Source organism: Acinetobacter sp. BWR-L5 (assembly GCF_039655985.1).
In the GTDB taxonomy this organism is placed as follows: domain Bacteria; phylum Pseudomonadota; class Gammaproteobacteria; order Pseudomonadales; family Moraxellaceae; genus Acinetobacter; species Acinetobacter johnsonii.
The window spans coordinates 95,594-112,849 of record NZ_JAGFEV010000004.1 but is presented as its reverse complement, the minus strand read 5'-3'; the positions used below and the strand labels follow the sequence as shown (position 1 = coordinate 112,849).

Here is a 17,256-nt window from a genome sequence, read left to right as displayed (position 1 = left end):
GTATGCGAATAATAATGATTCTTATTTTTTGTAGCATAACTATTACATTGAAATTGTCGATGCTTATATCTATTTGTTTAGAAAAAATAAATGTAATAATATAATGAATTAAACGTAAGTTTATGATTTTTATTTAAATTGGAAAATTAGATTACATTTTTATAATGTTATTGGAATTTAGAATCCATTATTTTTAAGCTAAGTTTGAAGGTGTTTCTCAAGTGAATATGTATAAATTATGTTGGATCTATATTAGCTATGTACGAAGAAAACCCTGCCGGAGCAGGGTTCTGCATGTAGATTAGAACTTAAAGGTGGTACTTAGCTGAACGCGTCGTCCTTCTTGGGTGTTTGTATAGCGGTTATAATAAGCATCTTCAGTGGAAACATATTGATAATCAACAAAATTGACATCAAAAATATTATAAAGTGCGACACCAACTTCGATATTGTCATTCACTATATAGTTGGTTCCAAGATGCCATTGTGTATAGCCTTTATAGTCACCTAAAGTGTTTTTAACGTTACCATCTTCTCGGATTTGACTACTGCGATATTCACCACGTAACCAAAGGGATGCATTATCAGCAGGTTGGTAATTAACTAAGAGGTTAGCCATGTGTTCAGCATTATCTGCATCATCAATGGTACGACCTGTCGCATCAGTTAGTTCACCTTCTGTCCATGTATAATTGCCAGAAACTTGCCATTGGTTATTAATTTGGTATGAGGCACCAACTTCAATACCATGTGACTCAGCTTCTTCTGCGTTATAAGGGCGTGCAAGTGTTAAGTTACGATTTTTTGCAGTTGTCCAGTCTACGCCCCATTCTTTTAACTTGGCATCACAGGCTGCTTCATTACCTGTACAGTCAAACTCGATCGGACGACCATCATAGCTGACACCAGGTACATAGGTACCATTTTTGGTCAGTGTATCTACATCACTTTGTCGAATAAAAGTAAGTGCGTAGTTTGCACCCGATGTTGTAATTTTATCTTTGGTCTTATTTTGGAATAATGTTAGGTTCGCATTAAAGCCTTGTTGGTTATCAAAATAAATACCTAACTCTGTACTTTCACTCGTTTCAGGCTGCAAATTAAGATTACCTAAAACTGGTGTGCGTCCTTGTCCAGCAATGTTAGATAAACCTTGGGTAAGTTGTTCTAAGCGAGGAACTTTATATCCTTCAGCATAACCGCCCTTAGCAGTCCACTGATCATTCATATTCCAAACTAAATATGCACGTGGGGTAAAGAAATCACCAAAAGCACTGTGATCATCGAAACGGCCACCTAATGTTAAATTTAAGTTTGGTAAAATAGACCACGTGTCTTCAATAAATAGACCATATTGCTCAAAAGTTAGTTCAGGGTTGGCACGACGAATACCATCTTTTTGGCTGGCATCCCACCATTGACCACCAATGGTAATGTTGTGATTTTCAATGTTTTGCGTGGTGAATTTAGTATCAAAATAGATATCTTCACTTTTTAATTCACGATTAACGAATTTTTGGTTTTCTGGTGTCGTTAACATGCCCGCGGGTAAAAGCCGTCCAACAGTTTCTGTTTCTACATGAGAAATACTGCTTTCTAAACGACCAAAATTTGTTTGCCATTCATGAGAGATATAGGCTTTGGTGCGTTCATATTCTTGACTAGGTCCATAGCCTTGAGTGCTATTGGGCGCTAGTGGCTTACCATTATTATCTAGGTATGTACCAAGTTGTCCACGACTGTTATCAAACCATTGTTGAGTGTTTTCAACGTCAAGTGCAAAACTATGATCAGGATGTGGTGTAAAAGTTAAGCGGCCACCAAATGTTTCAATATCTGATTTTGTCGGACTATTTCCTTGAGCTAACGTATTGATCTCGCTATTTGCAGCTGGGACTTTAATATATGATTGTTGGCGTTCAGCTTTCCGTGCGCGGATTTGTAAGCCAACCAAATCTTTTACCAGTGGGCCTGATGTAAATATTTCGGCAGCGTATTGGTTACCAAACTCTGAGCTATTTGGTAGGACAGTGCCGTTTAAGTTTAGAGAGCCAGTCCACTCATTAGACACTTTTTTAGTAATGATATTGATAACGCCGCCCATAGCATCTGAACCATATAAAGTTGACATTGGGCCGCGAATGACTTCAATTCGCTCAATAGCTGAAATTGGTGGAATAAAATTATTATTAGATTCGCTAAAACCATTCGGTGTAATGTTTCCTACACTATTTTGGCGCTTACCATCGATTAAAATTAAAGTGTATTCAGGTGGCATACCACGCATACGAATATTGAGTGTTCCTGTCTTACCAGCAGTAGGGCTAACATCTACACCTTCTACACCACGTAAAGCATCTGCTAATGAGTTTACGCGTTTGGATTTGAGATCTTCTTGATTTAATACAGTAATAGATGCAGGTGCATTTTTAATATCTTGTTCAAAACCCGCAGCTGAAACCACAATAGTGGAAAGCTGATGGGTAGATGAATCTTCAGTTGTTGTTTCTGCGAAAACAGGAGTGGTGATTGCCCCAAGCAATGCCAATGAAAGAGGGTGTAGATTAAACTTACTCATAACTAGAGTTCCAATGATGGACGAGAAAAAAATTGAAAAAAACGATCAAAGTTGACGCAAATATTAATGGTAATATTTATCATTTGCAACAAAAAGCCATAAAAAATATAATACTTTGCGCTTAATCAGTAGTGATTTAAAAATATTCAAAATAAAAAACGATAAATGAAGAAAAAAATATGTGGTTTCAATCGGGTGTTTTGTATATCGTTCAATGTTGTCATATAATGTGGCACTTTTTAAAATTGTTCTTACCAAAAGATTGAGGAAGCCATGCAAGTAACTTCTGAAGCGGTTTCGGGTGTTACCCGTCGTTTAAATGTATCTGTACCGACGAGCCGTGTTAACGAGCAGTTCGAAGCTCGCTTAAAACGCACTGCTAAAACTGTGAAGATCAACGGCTTCCGTCCAGGTAAAGTGCCAGTAAATGTTGTTCGTCGTGAATATGGTGCGGGTATCTACCAAGAAGTCGTAAGCGACATTATTCGTGACACAGTATTTGAAGCGATCCAACAAGAAAAAATCAATGCTGTTGGCATGCCAAACATTGAAAAATCTGAATTAAAAGACGACGCGCTTGTATACGAAGCGACTGTTGAAGTTTATCCAGAAGTTAACGTGAAATTTGATGGTTTAGAAGTTGAACGTAAAGCATCTGAAGTAAACGACAAAGATGTTGATCAAATGATCGAAAACCTTCAGAAGCAACGTGCTTCTTGGGCTGAAACGAAAGGCATGGCTAAAAAAGACATGCAAGTAACTTTCGACTTTGAAGGTTCAGTAGACGGTGAAAAGTTTGAAGGTGGTTCTGCAGAAGACTTTAAACTTGTTTTAGGTTCAGGTCGTATGATCCCTGGCTTCGAAGACGGCATCGTTGGTATGAAGAAAGGCGAAGAGAAAGTTATCGATGTAACTTTCCCTGAAGATTACCAAGCTGAAAACCTTGCTGGTAAATCAGCTCAATTCAAAATCACTGTGAAGCTTGTTGAAAAACAAAAACTTCCAGAAGTTGATGCTGAATTCCTTAAAATCTTCGGTCTAACTGAAGAAGAAGGCATTGAGAAGTTAAAAGCTGACGTTCGTAAAAACATGGAACGTGAAGTGAAAAATGGTTTGCGTAATCAAGTGAAAGGTGCAGCTTTTGATGCACTTGTAGCTGCAAACGAAGTTGAACTTCCTGCATCTATGGTTGCTCAAGAAGTTGACCGTCAACGTCAACAAATGATCCAACAGTTCACTCAGCAGTTTGGTGCTCAAGGTGCGAAAGCATTTGACTCAAGCATGCTTCCAGATGAATTGTTCAAAGAACAAGCTGAAAAATCTGTAAAATTAGGCGTACTGGTAAGCAAAGTTTTAGCTGATGCTAAAATCGAAGTAGATCAAGCACGTGTTGATGCTTACATCGAAGACATGGCTTCTTCTTATGAAGATCCAGCTGAAGTGATCGAATACTTCAAAAATGACAAACAACAACGTTCGCAAATCGAAGCTGTTGTGTTAGAAGACCAAGTGGTTGATCACATCTTAGCGTCTGCTAAAGTAACGGATACTGCTGTAAGCTACGAAGACTTATTGAAAGAGCAACAAGCTCGTCAACAAGGCTAAGTTTAGCTAAAGTAAAAAAGGCGCTTTGAGCGCCTTTTTTATTGTGATCTGGGTTTGTAAAAGGCCTTGCGTTCACAAAGCTTATGCAAAAAATATCTGTTATTTACTTGGGAATATTTTGCATTTTCAGCAATTATCCCTCATATTGTGACTATGAGTTGAGTAACAAAAAATTTAGGAATAAGTAAACGTATGTATATTCCAACTATCGATAATGCCTTAGTTCCAATGGTTGTAGAACAGTCATCTCGCGGTGAACGTTCATTTGACATTTATTCACGTCTTTTGCGTGAACGCGTCATTTTTATGACTGGTGAAGTTGAAGATAACATGGCGAATTTGATTGTCGCGCAAATGTTGTTTTTAGAAGCGGAAAATCCAGATAAAGATATTCACCTTTACATTAACTCACCAGGTGGTTCGGTGACTGCGGGTATGGCTATTTACGATACCATGCAATTTATTAAACCAGATGTTGTGACCTATTGTATGGGTCAAGCAGCATCAATGGGTGCTTTCTTGTTGAATGCAGGTGCGAAAGGTAAACGTTATTGCCTTGAAAATGCACGTGTCATGATCCACCAACCGTTAGGCGGTTTCCGTGGTCAGGCATCTGATATTGAAATTCATGCACGTGAAATTCTGTTCATTAAAGAACGTTTAAACCGTTTAATGGCAGAGCACAGTGGTCAAGACTATGAAACTGTGGCACGTGATACTGACCGTGATAACTTTATGACAGCGCAAGCTGCAAAAGAATATGGTCTCGTGGACGAAGTGTTATCTAAACGTCCATAAGTTTTAAAAGTTTAGAATTGGAGTGAATATGTCCGAACATCCTCAAGGACAAAAGCATTGTTCATTTTGCGGTAAAACGCAGTCTGAAGTTGGGAAACTGATTGCAGGCGAGGACGCGTACATCTGTAATGAATGTGTGGACGTATGCTTAGACTTGGTGCAAACCAGTCAACAAGTTGAGTCGGGTGACTGGGCTGCAAAACCCTTGCCTAAACCTCACGAGATTCGTGCGGCACTAGATCAATATGTCATTGGTCAAGATGTGGCAAAGAAAACCTTGTCAGTTGCTGTCTATAACCACTATAAACGTCTTAAAGCGACACATGGTGGGCATAAACACGATGATGCTGTTGAAATTGCGAAAAGTAATATCTTATTAGTAGGGCCAACAGGTTCGGGTAAAACCTTGCTTGCGCAAACCATGGCGCGTCTTCTTGATGTTCCATTCGCTATGGCTGATGCAACGACACTTACTGAAGCCGGTTATGTCGGTGAAGATGTTGAAAACATTGTACAAAAGCTTCTACAAAAAGCAGACTACGATGTAGAAAAAGCGCAAAAAGGTATTATCTATATCGATGAAATCGACAAGATTACCCGTAAGTCTGAAAACCCATCGATCACGCGTGATGTGTCGGGTGAAGGTGTACAACAAGCGTTACTGAAAATGATCGAAGGCACGGTTGCCTCTATTCCACCTCAAGGTGGTCGTAAGCATCCGCAGCAAGAATTCATTCAAATTGATACTTCAAATATCTTGTTCATCTGTGGTGGGGCATTCTCGGGTCTTGAGAAAATCGTACAACAGCGCCAAGAAAAAGGTGGAATTGGCTTCACTGCTGAAGTGAAGAAGAAAGATGAAGGCAAGAAATTGTCTGATTTGTTCCGTCAAGTTGAAGCGACAGATTTGGTGAAATTTGGTCTGATTCCAGAGTTTATTGGTCGTTTACCTGTAATTGCGACCTTGGAAGAGTTAGACGAAGAAGCTTTGATGCAAATTCTGACTGAACCGAAGAATGCATTGACCCGTCAATATCAACATTTGTTTGATATGGAAAATGTTGATCTGGTTTTTGAAGACTCAGCACTACGCGCTGTGGCGAAAAAAGCTTTGGATCGTAACACGGGTGCACGTGGCTTACGTTCTATTTTGGAAAATACGCTGCTTGAAACCATGTACGATTTACCAAGTCGTACCGATGTTGGTACGGTTGTGGTGAATGAAGACGTGATTAACGGCACGGCTGCACCATTATTTAAGCCAGAGCGTTTACCAAGAATCGAACAGAAAGATGCAGCTAAAGTTGATTTAAAAGTGATTAATTCAAAGTCCGCTTAAGTTGTTATTCATCTGAAACGTGTGAAAATCGAGTGTTTTCACACGTTTTTTTATATTCAAAAAAAAGAGGGAATGCTACTCTGCATCAATAGGCTGGGATGCCTAGATTAAAACTAAAAATTCAGTATCAAAATAAAAATACGTCGTGAGGAATAGTCATGCGTGCAATGACGATTACGCTTTTAAGCAGTTTCATTTTATTGGGTTGTCATGGAAAAGCGACAGTTGAACAACCTGAATTAACATCAACGCTCAGCCATGAGATTGATTTTGAACACGATCCAGGTATGGTCGAGCAGTATCGCATTGGAGTGTTTAGCGTAGGTGGATGGGTCAACCAAAAATTAGGACAGCGTTTTCAGCGTGTCCAACCCCAGCATGAACAAGCCGCGATGGTTTATCTGTATCGTCCAGACTCAAAATGGAATCGACAAGAAATTGTGGCATCGAGTTTATTTATCAATAAAGAGCGCATTCCAAGCCTGCTGAACAATCATTACTATTGGATCGAATTACCCGCAGGGACTTATCGTTTATCGAGTAGTCGGCCTTTGGGTATTAACCATTTTCAAAAGCCGAAATATATCGATTTTAGCGTAGAAGCAGGGCAGTCTTATTTCATCAAGTACGATGAAGAGAACTTGTCCACACGCCGTGATGTTTCGGGGCCTTTGGCGGTTATCCCTGAAAAAATTGCGATTCAAGAAATTGCATTTACCCAGTTAAAGTCGAACAGTTACAACTTTGTCGCGGAAGATCAACACACGGGTGAGTTACGAAAGAAAGCGCAAAAACTTAAACCTGCCAAATATGACCCAAGTGAAGATGTTCAGCTGATGAAGCCCTTTAAGCTGTGGAATCCTTTAACCTGGTAAGTAAGCTATTGTACTTTTTTTGCTTGTTCAAATAATGGTGTCAGGGTCTTTTCAATTTGACGATTCATTTCTAGCTGAATAGCCGGATCTTGCATCATTTCAGCAGACATGGCGATGCTATTACGCATGATTTCACTCATCATTTTGCTGCTTTTTTTATTGATAGACTGGCCTAGAGGGGTTTCAAGAAACTGAATGTTGGCCAACACTTCCTCTTCGGTAAAGGTCTGCATATAGACATTTTTAAGCATTTGCATAAATTTTGGATCAGAAATCAATTTACTGCTAAATGATGCTGTGATTTCAGCGATTTGTTTGGCTGCTTTTTGCTGTTCAGTATTGAGTGTTGATGTTTTAAAAATATTCTTAATAATTTCTTCGGCTTGCTGGTCATAGACGGGGCGCATTTCTTGCTGAGACTGCGCTAAAGTGCCTTTAATATCACCTAGTTTGAGCGCCTTTTCTACCGATGCTTCGGTCGCTGGTTTGGCAAAAGACGCTGTGGTAAGGACACATAAGGTAATACCGCAAAGGATGTGATTTAATTTTTTCATTGTTGGTCTATATCTTTTGATTAAGTCTATAAAAGTAGGTAAAAAAAATACCCTTAACATGACCTTAGCATGTTAAGGGTATCCAAAAAAGTAAAACTTAAGTTTTAGCCCGCTGCAGCATCAACTACTGGAATTTTACCAATTTTCGCTTGCCAGATTTTTGGTGCTGTTGCGTGAATAGATGTGCCATTCACATCAACTGCTACCGATACAGGCATGTCTTTCACTACAAATTTGTAAATCGCTTCCATACCTAAGTCAGCAAAAGCAACCACTTCAGCTTCACGAATCGCTTTAGACACAAGGTAAGCTGCGCCGCCTACTGCCATCAAGTAAGTCGCTTTGTTGTCTTTAATTGCTTCAACCGCTGCAGGGCCACGGTCAGCTTTACCGATCATGCCGAACATACCTGTTGCTTCAAGCACTTGGCGTGTGAACTTGTCCATACGTGTTGCTGTTGTTGGGCCAGCAGGACCAACCACTTCATCACCGACTGGATCCACAGGGCCCACGTAGTAAATGAATTTACCTTTTAAGTCGACAGGAAGCTCTTCACCATTGTTTAACATGTCGACCATGCGTTTGTGTGCAGCATCACGACCCGTATAAATTGTACCGTTTAGAAGTAAGGTGTCGCCTGGTTGCCAAGCGTTCATTTCTTCTTGGGTAATGGTGTCGAGGTCAACACGCTTAGAGGTTGATGAATCCCAAGTAACTGATGGATAGTCTTCAAGTTTAGGTGCTTGAATGTGTGCAACACCTGTACCATCAAGTTGGAAGTGTGCGTGACGAGTCGCTGCACAGTTTGGAATCATGCCCACTGGTTTGCCAGCAGCGTGACATGGGTAATCTTTAATTTTAATGTCTAGAACTGTGGTTAAGCCGCCTAGGCCTTGCGCGCCAATACCCAGTGCGTTTACTTTTTCGAAGATTTCCATACGAAGTTCTTCGATTTTATTTTCAGGACCACGACGAAGCAATTCGTCCATGTTGATTTCTTCCATGAGCGATTCTTTTGCAAGCATCATGGCTTTTTCAGCAGTACCACCAATACCGATACCCAACATACCTGGTGGACACCAGCCTGCACCCATGGTTGGAACAGTTTTTAGTACCCAATCCACGATTGAATCAGATGGATTTAACATAGCCAGTTTAGATTTGTTTTCTGAACCGCCACCTTTTGCCGCAACGGTAATATCCACTTTGTTGCCTGGAACAAGTTTGTGGTAGATCACAGCAGGGGTGTTGTCTTTGGTATTTTTACGACCAAAAGCTGGGTCAGCCAATACAGAAGCACGCAATACGTTTGAGTTTTCTAAGTAACCTTGACGTACGCCTTCGTTGATTGCGTCGTCTAAGCTCATAGTTAAATCAAATTTAACATCCATGCCCACTTCAACGAATACGTTGACGATACCTGTATCTTGACAGATCGGGCGGTGACCCTCTGCGCACATACGCGAGTTAATTAAGATTTGTGCGATCGCATCCTTCGCAGCTTTGTTCTCTTCACGATCATATGCACGGCTCATCGCTTGGATGAAGTCTTGTGGGTGATAGTAAGAAATGAACTGAAGCGCGTCTTTGACCGATGTGATCAAATCATCTTGCTTGATAATAGTGGTCATACAAATATCTCTTGAGCGGGCTGATAGCTAGCGGGCTAAATTATAAGACAAAATGCCGAGGTTGTGGATGTTTTGCGAAGCCTTTGGGTGAAAGTTTAATAGTTGAGCAAAATTGATGAGAAAATGAGGTTATAAACGGTGGTAAATATGACAAAAATATCTAAATTTAATGAAATATTTCACGTCGAAATTCGGTTTTTGAATATGATTTATTGTTTAAGTTATTGAATATAATGTAAAAATAATAATATTGAAATATGACAACACTGTCATAAAGTTGTCATAAAACTTTCGCATAATGCATTCATCAAACAATAGGACATCGAGCATGTTGACAGGTTTAGTGATGGCTGCGGGCTTTTGTGTATATATCGCAGCGACTTGGATGTACGGTCAAAAAGAAGATCAGGCTTAAGCTTTATCTTCTTTTTTGTTTTAAGCTTTCTTCAAATCTTCAAATCTTCAAATCTTCAAATCTTCAAATCTTCAAATCTTCAAATCTTCAAATCTTCAAATCTTCAAATCTTCAAATCTTCGCTTTATCCTATCGACTGGTGCTAATTTTTCCGCATTTGGGATGGGGAGTAGCCAAAGTGCTTTTTAAAGCGATGACTAAAATGGCTGCTGGAGCTAAATCCATACTGCTCCGAAATGTCCGTCATATTGGCGGTCGTCTGCTGTAGAGCTTGGTGTGCCAGTTCAAGTCGACGTTGCATCACATATTGGTGCGGCGGCATGTGCATGGATTGCTTAAACATATGGGCAAAATGATATTCACTGAGCTGAGTTTGTTCAGCCAAATCTGATAAGGTCAAGCTTTGCTGAATATGCTGATCAATCCATTCTAATAACTGTTTTAGGGTATACGGGGACAGCCCACCTTTGACTTCAGGGACTTGCCACTCGGTATGGCTATAATTTTTAATTAGATGGTTGAGTAGAAGAGTCGTGGCAGTACTCATCTGCAAGTGATTTTCCCTGTTTTGCCAAGCCCCATTGAGTAAAAAGTGTCGATAGATCATGGCAATTTGTGGGTCGGCCACGAAACTTTGCGGATTTAAAGTAATTTGGCTTGGCTCACGATCCCACACCTGTTCGGCGACGCGTTGTAGGTGTTGCTCGGTATAGTACAGATGCACAAAAGTCAGTGGGTCACGCAGATCCCAAGTGGATTCAAAATCCTGTGGCATCAAGCACATATGATCTGGCCCACCGCCATTATGCCAACCTTGAGCTGTCTTTTGATAACTGTGATATCCCCCTTGAATGTACATACTAAGCGTATGGTGGTTACTACAAACACTGACACGGTCTTGGTTGTTTTGCCACATGGCCAACTGCATGCCCGAACCCAATTCGACCGAGTCGAGGAGTTGAGCTTTATGTTGTTGTAATTGATCTAGAATCTGATATTTCATCATCTATACGCAGTGCCGAATGGAAGAATGAGTGTAGGACTTTGATTTCATTTTGTCATCTATATCAGAAAATCAGTAAAAAACCACAATTTCGTGATAGTGACCACAAGAAGGTGCAAGAAATGGGAGACCTAAACCAAGCACAATAGCGTGAGTGGTTTGAGTTTGGGTTAAAGAGTATGAATGCGCTGTTATATGCTTTGGTGGTGGTGATTTGGGGAACGACATGGATTGCGATAAGTCTGCAACAACAAAGTGGAATATCGACCAATGTAGCCGTATTTTGGCGCTTCTTTATTTCGGCTCTGGTGTTGTTTGCTTTTATTGTTTTGTGCCGAAAACTGCAAAAGCTGGCTGTAAAAGACCATCTGTTTTGTATGTTACAGGCGTGCTGTATTTTTGGTTTTAACTTTGTTTGTTTCTATTATGCGGTTCAATATATCAGCAGCGGTTTGGAAGCAGTTATTTTTTCGATGGCGGTCATTTTTAATACCCTCAACGCCAAACTGTTCTTTGGACAACAGGTGTCTACACGTTTTTATCCTGCGGCTGTGTTGGGTGGATTGGGGATCATCGCCCTGTTTTGGCATGATGTGATCGGGAGTACCTTAAACACTCATACGCTGATGGGGATTGGCCTTTGTGTGTTAGGAACCTATGGGTTTTCACTGGGCAATATGATCAGTGCGCGTCATCAGAAAAACGGATTGGATATTTTTACCACCAATGCTTATGGCATGCTATATGGTTCAATCTTGATGGCATTGATTGCTGGATTTAAACAAGACGAGTTTTTCCCGGCTATGGAATTCAGTGCGGTGAGTGCTTTATTGTATTTGGCTGTATTTGGTTCAGTGATTGGCTTTACCGCCTACTTCTATTTGGTTGGACGGATTGGTGCGGGTAAGGCAGCTTATAGTACTTTGTTATTTCCTTTGGTGGCTTTGGTGATTTCGACCATCTGGGAAGGGTATCAATGGCATATGAATGCGGTCATTGGGGTGATTTTGATTTTATGTGGTAATGCAATTTTCTTTATTCAAACGCCTAAGTTTAGACTGAGTCAAATGTTGAAGCGAAGTTAGGTGTGCGCAAGAAAATCGAAAGTGATTCTACCTTAGAAATTAAAGATTTAGGTGTTTTTCATCCTTTGTATTATGCTCATTTTAGAGAATTTCATGCAGGGCTTTATAAATGGATTTAAAAACGCTTGAATTATTTGCTCGTTACAACGTGTGGTCTACTCAAAAATTAAACCAAGTTTTAAAAAATATCTCTGATGAAGATTTCAATGCTGAATGCGGACTTTTCTTCAAAAGTATTTCTGGAACATTGAATCACCTGCTTGTTGGTGAGCATTATCTATGGTTTCCTCGGTTTTCATCGAAAGTATCTCCTACATTAAAGTTAAATACCATCGTAGAGAAGGATAAAGATAAACTCATGTTTGAGTTAGAGAGCAGGGCTTACAACTGGATAGATTTATTAAAACATGTTGATGTGGAAGAATTTGGACATAATTTACAGTACAAAACATCAGCTGGACAAGAAATGAGTCTGCCCTATGCTGCTACATTATTGCATGTGTTTAATCATGGAACGCATCACAGAGGGCAAGTGACAGCGGCTTTAACTTCAATGGGTTATCCATGCCCAGAGATTGATATGGTATATATGTTGATAGAAGAAAATCTGCCTGTTTAAGAGAGCTGCGATTGGTTTTGTAAAATAATGGAATCGAGCTGATACGATGCCCTCATCATGACGCTGTATTGGCTTTAATTCGAAGCGCTTCCATCTCCATTTCAACCATTTTCTGAGCATTTTTCCATTTCTCATTTAGCTCAGCAAACCTCTGTCGATCTGGTGAGTCCGATAAGATGATATTACCCATTTCGATTTGGAGATTATTTTCTTCTTTTAACCTTTCACGAGCTGCTGTGACTTCAGCACTTTTGAGTGTCACGGCATCGTATTTTTGATTCAGGTCATGAATTCGCGTAGTGGTTTGTTTAACAGCCGTCATAAGCGCATTCCTATTACCACTGTCTATCGCATGCTGCATGCCCATAAAAGAATTTTGAGCCTTTTGTTTGGCGGTTTGAGATGCAGCTCCAAGAACGATGAGGTCATATTTAATGTCTGCGGCATTATCTTGACTCAGATGTGAGGTGCTATGGGGTGGAGTATGAGCCGTAACATTGAGCTCAGGGTCTGATTTTACCTGTTGTCGTGTGTTGTCTAATGCCCCAGTATTTAGCTGAGGATATACCATCTGTTGTAAGGCTCTCATTTCACTGATAGAGCTTTGTTGTATGACGCTGATTTCTGCTTCAAGTGCTGTTATACGCTGTATCTGTGGTGGGTTTTTAGTATTTTCTTGTGCGAGCTCAACTCCTAGAAGATGGACTTGCTTAAATTTCTCACGTAACGCAGCACCCTCTTGGCTTTTGAAGTTTATTGCATCTAGTGCGGTATTAAACGCAAGAGAATGGGTTTTCAGTTGTTCTAGCAGGGCGGGGATGGTATCGACTTCTTTATTTTGACGAGCCGCTTTAAGCGCATCTTGTGCGTTCAAAATGGCTTGAGAGTTTTTATTCGAAATCTGATCTAGGGCATCAAGATCCGCTTTAATGTCAGCTGGATTGGCTGTACTTAAGTTTTTATATGCTGTGGTTGAGTCTGACGGTGTTTGGTGCTGCTTAGATTCATTACATGCTGTCAGTGAAAATGTTGTCATTATTAGAATTGGAAGCCATTTTTTATTCATTATGAGACCAATGATTTAGAATTTAATTATATCGCTTGAGTATATTTCTTAAGTGTCTGAAAAGTAAAGTCTTACTGTTTTATCTGTGTTTGGGCTATGTTCGTAAATATATAGAAGTTAAGCTTCGGTCATACCATTGGGCGCTATAAAATAAAAAAACCACCCAACTTTTCCGTTGGATGGTTTGGATCACATCAAGTTACTTTAAGTTGTTGCTTGTTGTTCCGCTTGAATTGCAGTGAGTGCAATTGTAAACACAATATCATCCACCAAAGCCCCACGAGACAAGTCATTTACAGGTTTGTTCAAACCTTGCAACATTGGGCCGACGCTTACGACATTGGCAGAGCGTTGCACGGCTTTATAAGTCGTGTTGCCTGTGTTTAGGTCAGGGAAAATAAACACATTGGCACGACCTGCAACTTTAGAATCAGGTGCTTTCGAGCGTCCGACACTTTCAACCGATGCTGCATCGTACTGAAGCGGCCCATCAATCAACAGATCAGGACGGCGTTCTTTCGCTATACGTGTTGCCTCAGCGACTTTTTCAACTTCAGCTCCAGCACCAGAGGTACCTGTTGAGTATGAAATCATCGCAATACGTGGATCTAAACCGAAGGCCTTCGCTGAGTCAGCCGATTGAATCGCAATTTCAGCGAGCTCTTCGGCATTTGGGTCTGGGTTAATCGCGCAGTCCCCATAGACATAGACTTCATCGGGTAACAGCATAAAGAACACGGAAGAGACCAGTGAGTACTCAGGCGCTGTTTTAATGAGTTGGAAGGCTGGGCGTACAGTATTGGCTGTGGTATGTATTGCACCTGAAACCAAACCATCGACCTGATCGAGTGCCAACATCATAGTACCAAGAACGACTGTGTCTTGCAGTTGTTCACGTGCTTGCAGCTCGTTCAGTTTGCCTTTACGCAATTCCACCATTTTTTCGACATAGTTTTCACGAATTAAATCTGGATCGATAATTTCTAAGTCATGTGGAAGCTCAATACCACGTGCTTTTGCCACTTCTACGACAGCTTCAGGTTTTGCCAATAAGATACAGTGTGCAATGCCACGAGATTGGCAAATGGCCGCAGCTTGAACTGTACGTGGTTCATCGCCTTCAGGTAGGACAATGCGCTTCTTCGCGGCAATCGACTTTTGGACCAATTCATGGCGGAAAGCCGAAGGCGAGAGGCGAGGTTGGTACGAGCCATTCAACATTACCTTTAGCCATTCTTCATTGATATGGCTCGATACAAAACGAGTGACTTGTTCAGCGCGTTCAGTATCATCGACAGGAATTTCATTGCTGAGATTGGCTAAGCTCTGCGCCGTGTCGAAGGTGCTGAGCGCTGTATGTAAAATTGGTAAGCCTTGCTTAATCGCTGCTTGGCAAAACGCAAGTACTTGCTCGTTTGGCGTATGGTGTTCAGTCAGTACCAAACCTGCCAGTGGAATGCCATTACTGCTGGCTAAGCTAGATGCCAAAAGCACATCGATACGATCTGATGCACTAATGATCAGCTCGCCTGCGACAAACTTATGTAGTTCATGCTCAATGTTCGATGCAATCAAACTGCTATGCAACACACGACGTTGAATCGCATCGCCTTGATTGATCCATTCCGCTTGAATGTGTGAAGCCAAGTCTGACATACGCGGTACGCTGAGCGTGTTGCTAAACGGAACCAAGCCGATTACAGGGAGTTTGTCTGATCCGAGTTTTGGGTGGGTCTTTTGGAGCTCAATTATAAATTTATTGGTATCGCTGATTAAACGCAGACTTGGGTCAAACGTTACTGGAATGTGTGCTGAGTCATCGGGCAAGCCTTTGGTGCGCATCAATAACACACCCGCAGTTCGCTCTGAACTGGCACCGCCAAAGTAGCGTAGTTGGCTATCGACTTTTTCAGCCGTCGCGCTTGGCTTGTTAATGTCTGCATTACTGACAATAATGACTTTGGCATCGAGTGCTTGCGCAAGTTGTGCATTTAGTTCAGAAGCAAAAGAATCTCGGCTATTCGGGACTAAGCCTTCAACAATGATCAGGTCATGCTTACGCGCAATAGCACGGTGCAAACGAACCGCATCTTCAAGTAGCTCATCATTTTCCCCTGCACTGAGTTGTTGCAAGATGGTGTGGTAGCTAATCGGTTCAACGGTTTCATTTTTCGAAACATGGTGATAGAGCGCTGTTGTGCGGTCTGCCCCTGTGGTCAGTTCTTGAGAAAAAGGTTTTAAAAAGCCAGCCTTAACCCCTTGGCATTCCAGCGCATAAACCAAACCCAGGCAAGCAGATGTTAAGCCGACGCCTTCCCCAGTGGGCACAAGTAAAATCGTTTTCATATATTTATTCGTCATACAAGAATTTAAAACAGACATGAGTGAATGTAACGACCACTTAAGCGATCGCTACATTGTCTTCAGACTTTTTTGCAGCAGTTTGAATCACCTCATCGGCCACGGATGCAGTTTCTTTGGCAATACGGCCTTCTTCATCGGTCGGCACAACCCAAATTTGCGGACCTGTACCTGTATCAATACGACCTTCGGTACCACGTTTTAAACTGTCATTAGCTTCTTTACTCAAGTTAAAACCAAAGTGCGGTAGGAAAGCGACTGTTTTTTCACGAATATATGCCGAGTTCTCACCAATACCACCCGTGAAGAACAAGCCATCAAGACGTGGTAGACCACAGCTCAGTGCAGCCAATGATTTTGCGAGGCGGTAGCAGAACACTTCAATAGCTAAAGTCGCATCTTCATTGCCTTGTTCAGAGGCTTCAATCAAAGTACGCATGTCATTTGATAGATCAGACAGGCCGAGTAAGCCCGATTGGCTATTCAACATTTTATCAATTTTATAAATGTCCCAGCCTAGGTTGTTGGCAAGGAAACTATGTAAGCTTGGATCGACATCACCACTGCGTGTGCCCATCACGACACCTTCAAGTGGAGTTAAGCCCATTGATGTGTCTACACTTTGTCCATTCCAAATCGCACAAGTAGAGCTACCATTACCCAAGTGTGCAGTTAACCAGCCTCCTTGTTTGAAGCTACCAGCCAGTTCTGAACCGCGTTCAGACACATAAGCATGGCTCGTGCCGTGGAAGCCATAGCGACGGACATTATGCTCAGTGTATAAAAATTTTGGCACAGCATAGCGGTAAGCATGTGCAGGCATAGTCTGGTGGAATGCTGTATCAAATACAGCCACTTGAGGTAGCTCTGGGAATAAACGCATAGTGGCGTCAATCCCAACCAAGTGCGCAGGGTTGTGTAATGGTGCAAGTGGTGTTGCTGCACGAATGCGTTCGACAATTTCTTCTGTTAAAAGCTCAGCTTTGGTCAATGTACCGCCGTGTACTACGCGGTGACCAATGGCTTGAGGGTTATAATGTGAAAGGCGTTCTAAGATGGTTTCCAATGCTTTTTCATGATCGGCATGTGGAATAGACAATTCAAGGGGTTGACCACCCGCAGTAATGCCTTTGATACGAGCGTCAGCAGAACCTAAGTTCTCAGCTAAACCGAAAATACGATCTTCACGACGTTCAGAAACGAGCGCATATTTGATTGATGAAGATCCGCAGTTAATTACTAATACTGATGTAGACACGTTTTAATACCTGATTCTAATTGAATTATCCGTCCTAGAACTGATCTTCATGCAGTACGTTCTTATGCA

The 17,256-nt window shown here is 41.3% G+C and carries 13 protein-coding genes; 6 read left to right on the top strand and 7 right to left on the bottom strand.

The window, feature by feature from the left end:
- Positions 1-301: 301 nt before the first annotated feature.
- A complete protein-coding gene (locus tag JZ787_RS08395; protein WP_234950725.1) occupies positions 302-2,578 on the bottom strand; it encodes a TonB-dependent receptor in 2,277 nt (758 codons plus the stop codon).
- Between the two features lie 273 nt (positions 2,579-2,851).
- Here JZ787_RS08395 and tig point away from each other — a divergent pair, with 273 nt between their 5' ends.
- The 4 genes from tig to JZ787_RS08375 all read left to right on the top strand — a co-directional run bounded on the left by tig (position 2,852) and on the right by JZ787_RS08375 (position 7,195).
- On the top strand, positions 2,852-4,183 hold the full coding sequence (gene tig / locus JZ787_RS08390) for a trigger factor (protein ID WP_004979052.1): 1,332 nt from the start codon (positions 2,852-2,854) through the stop codon (positions 4,181-4,183).
- 192 nt (positions 4,184-4,375) lie between these two features.
- Positions 4,376-4,981, top strand: a complete 606-nt coding sequence (gene clpP / locus JZ787_RS08385) for an ATP-dependent Clp endopeptidase proteolytic subunit ClpP (protein ID WP_004692427.1) — start codon at positions 4,376-4,378, stop codon at positions 4,979-4,981.
- 28 nt (positions 4,982-5,009) lie between these two features.
- Complete coding sequence (gene clpX, locus JZ787_RS08380; protein WP_010325894.1) at positions 5,010-6,320, top strand: ATP-dependent protease ATP-binding subunit ClpX; 1,311 nt, start codon at positions 5,010-5,012, stop codon at positions 6,318-6,320.
- A gap of 158 nt (positions 6,321-6,478) precedes the next feature.
- Entirely contained in the window at positions 6,479-7,195 is a 717-nt protein-coding gene (locus JZ787_RS08375; protein ID WP_234955285.1) for a DUF2846 domain-containing protein, read from the top strand.
- Positions 7,196-7,200: 5 nt separating this feature from the next.
- Here the strand turns inward: JZ787_RS08375 and JZ787_RS08370 are convergent, their stop codons facing one another.
- From JZ787_RS08370 to JZ787_RS08360, 3 genes are all read right to left on the bottom strand, one after another.
- Complete coding sequence (locus tag JZ787_RS08370; protein ID WP_234950721.1) at positions 7,201-7,749, bottom strand: DUF2059 domain-containing protein; 549 nt, start codon at positions 7,747-7,749, stop codon at positions 7,201-7,203.
- Positions 7,750-7,853: 104 nt separating this feature from the next.
- Positions 7,854-9,380, bottom strand: coding sequence for a fumarate hydratase (locus JZ787_RS08365; protein WP_004692421.1), 1,527 nt, complete (start codon positions 9,378-9,380; stop codon positions 7,854-7,856).
- A gap of 557 nt (positions 9,381-9,937) precedes the next feature.
- Entirely contained in the window at positions 9,938-10,798 is an 861-nt protein-coding gene (locus tag JZ787_RS08360; protein WP_346312212.1) for an AraC family transcriptional regulator, read from the bottom strand.
- 179 nt (positions 10,799-10,977) lie between these two features.
- Here JZ787_RS08360 and JZ787_RS08355 point away from each other — a divergent pair, with 179 nt between their 5' ends.
- A complete protein-coding gene (locus tag JZ787_RS08355) occupies positions 10,978-11,883 on the top strand; it encodes a DMT family transporter (RefSeq protein WP_346312108.1) in 906 nt (301 codons plus the stop codon).
- Positions 11,884-11,992: 109 nt separating this feature from the next.
- Positions 11,993-12,502, top strand: coding sequence for a DinB family protein (locus JZ787_RS08350; protein ID WP_346312107.1), 510 nt, complete (start codon positions 11,993-11,995; stop codon positions 12,500-12,502).
- A 55-nt stretch (positions 12,503-12,557) separates the two neighbouring features.
- Here the strand turns inward: JZ787_RS08350 and JZ787_RS08345 are convergent, their stop codons facing one another.
- The 3 genes from JZ787_RS08345 to JZ787_RS08335 all read right to left on the bottom strand — a co-directional run bounded on the left by JZ787_RS08345 (position 12,558) and on the right by JZ787_RS08335 (position 17,187).
- Positions 12,558-13,568: a hypothetical protein gene (locus tag JZ787_RS08345; RefSeq protein WP_346312106.1), complete on the bottom strand. Its 1,011-nt coding sequence runs from the start codon at positions 13,566-13,568 to the stop codon at positions 12,558-12,560.
- Between the two features lie 204 nt (positions 13,569-13,772).
- Positions 13,773-15,914, bottom strand: a complete 2,142-nt coding sequence (gene pta, locus JZ787_RS08340) for a phosphate acetyltransferase (RefSeq protein ID WP_234965272.1) — start codon at positions 15,912-15,914, stop codon at positions 13,773-13,775.
- A gap of 55 nt (positions 15,915-15,969) precedes the next feature.
- Complete coding sequence (locus tag JZ787_RS08335) at positions 15,970-17,187, bottom strand: acetate kinase (RefSeq protein WP_004979078.1); 1,218 nt, start codon at positions 17,185-17,187, stop codon at positions 15,970-15,972.
- Between the last annotated feature and the right edge of the window lie 69 nt (positions 17,188-17,256).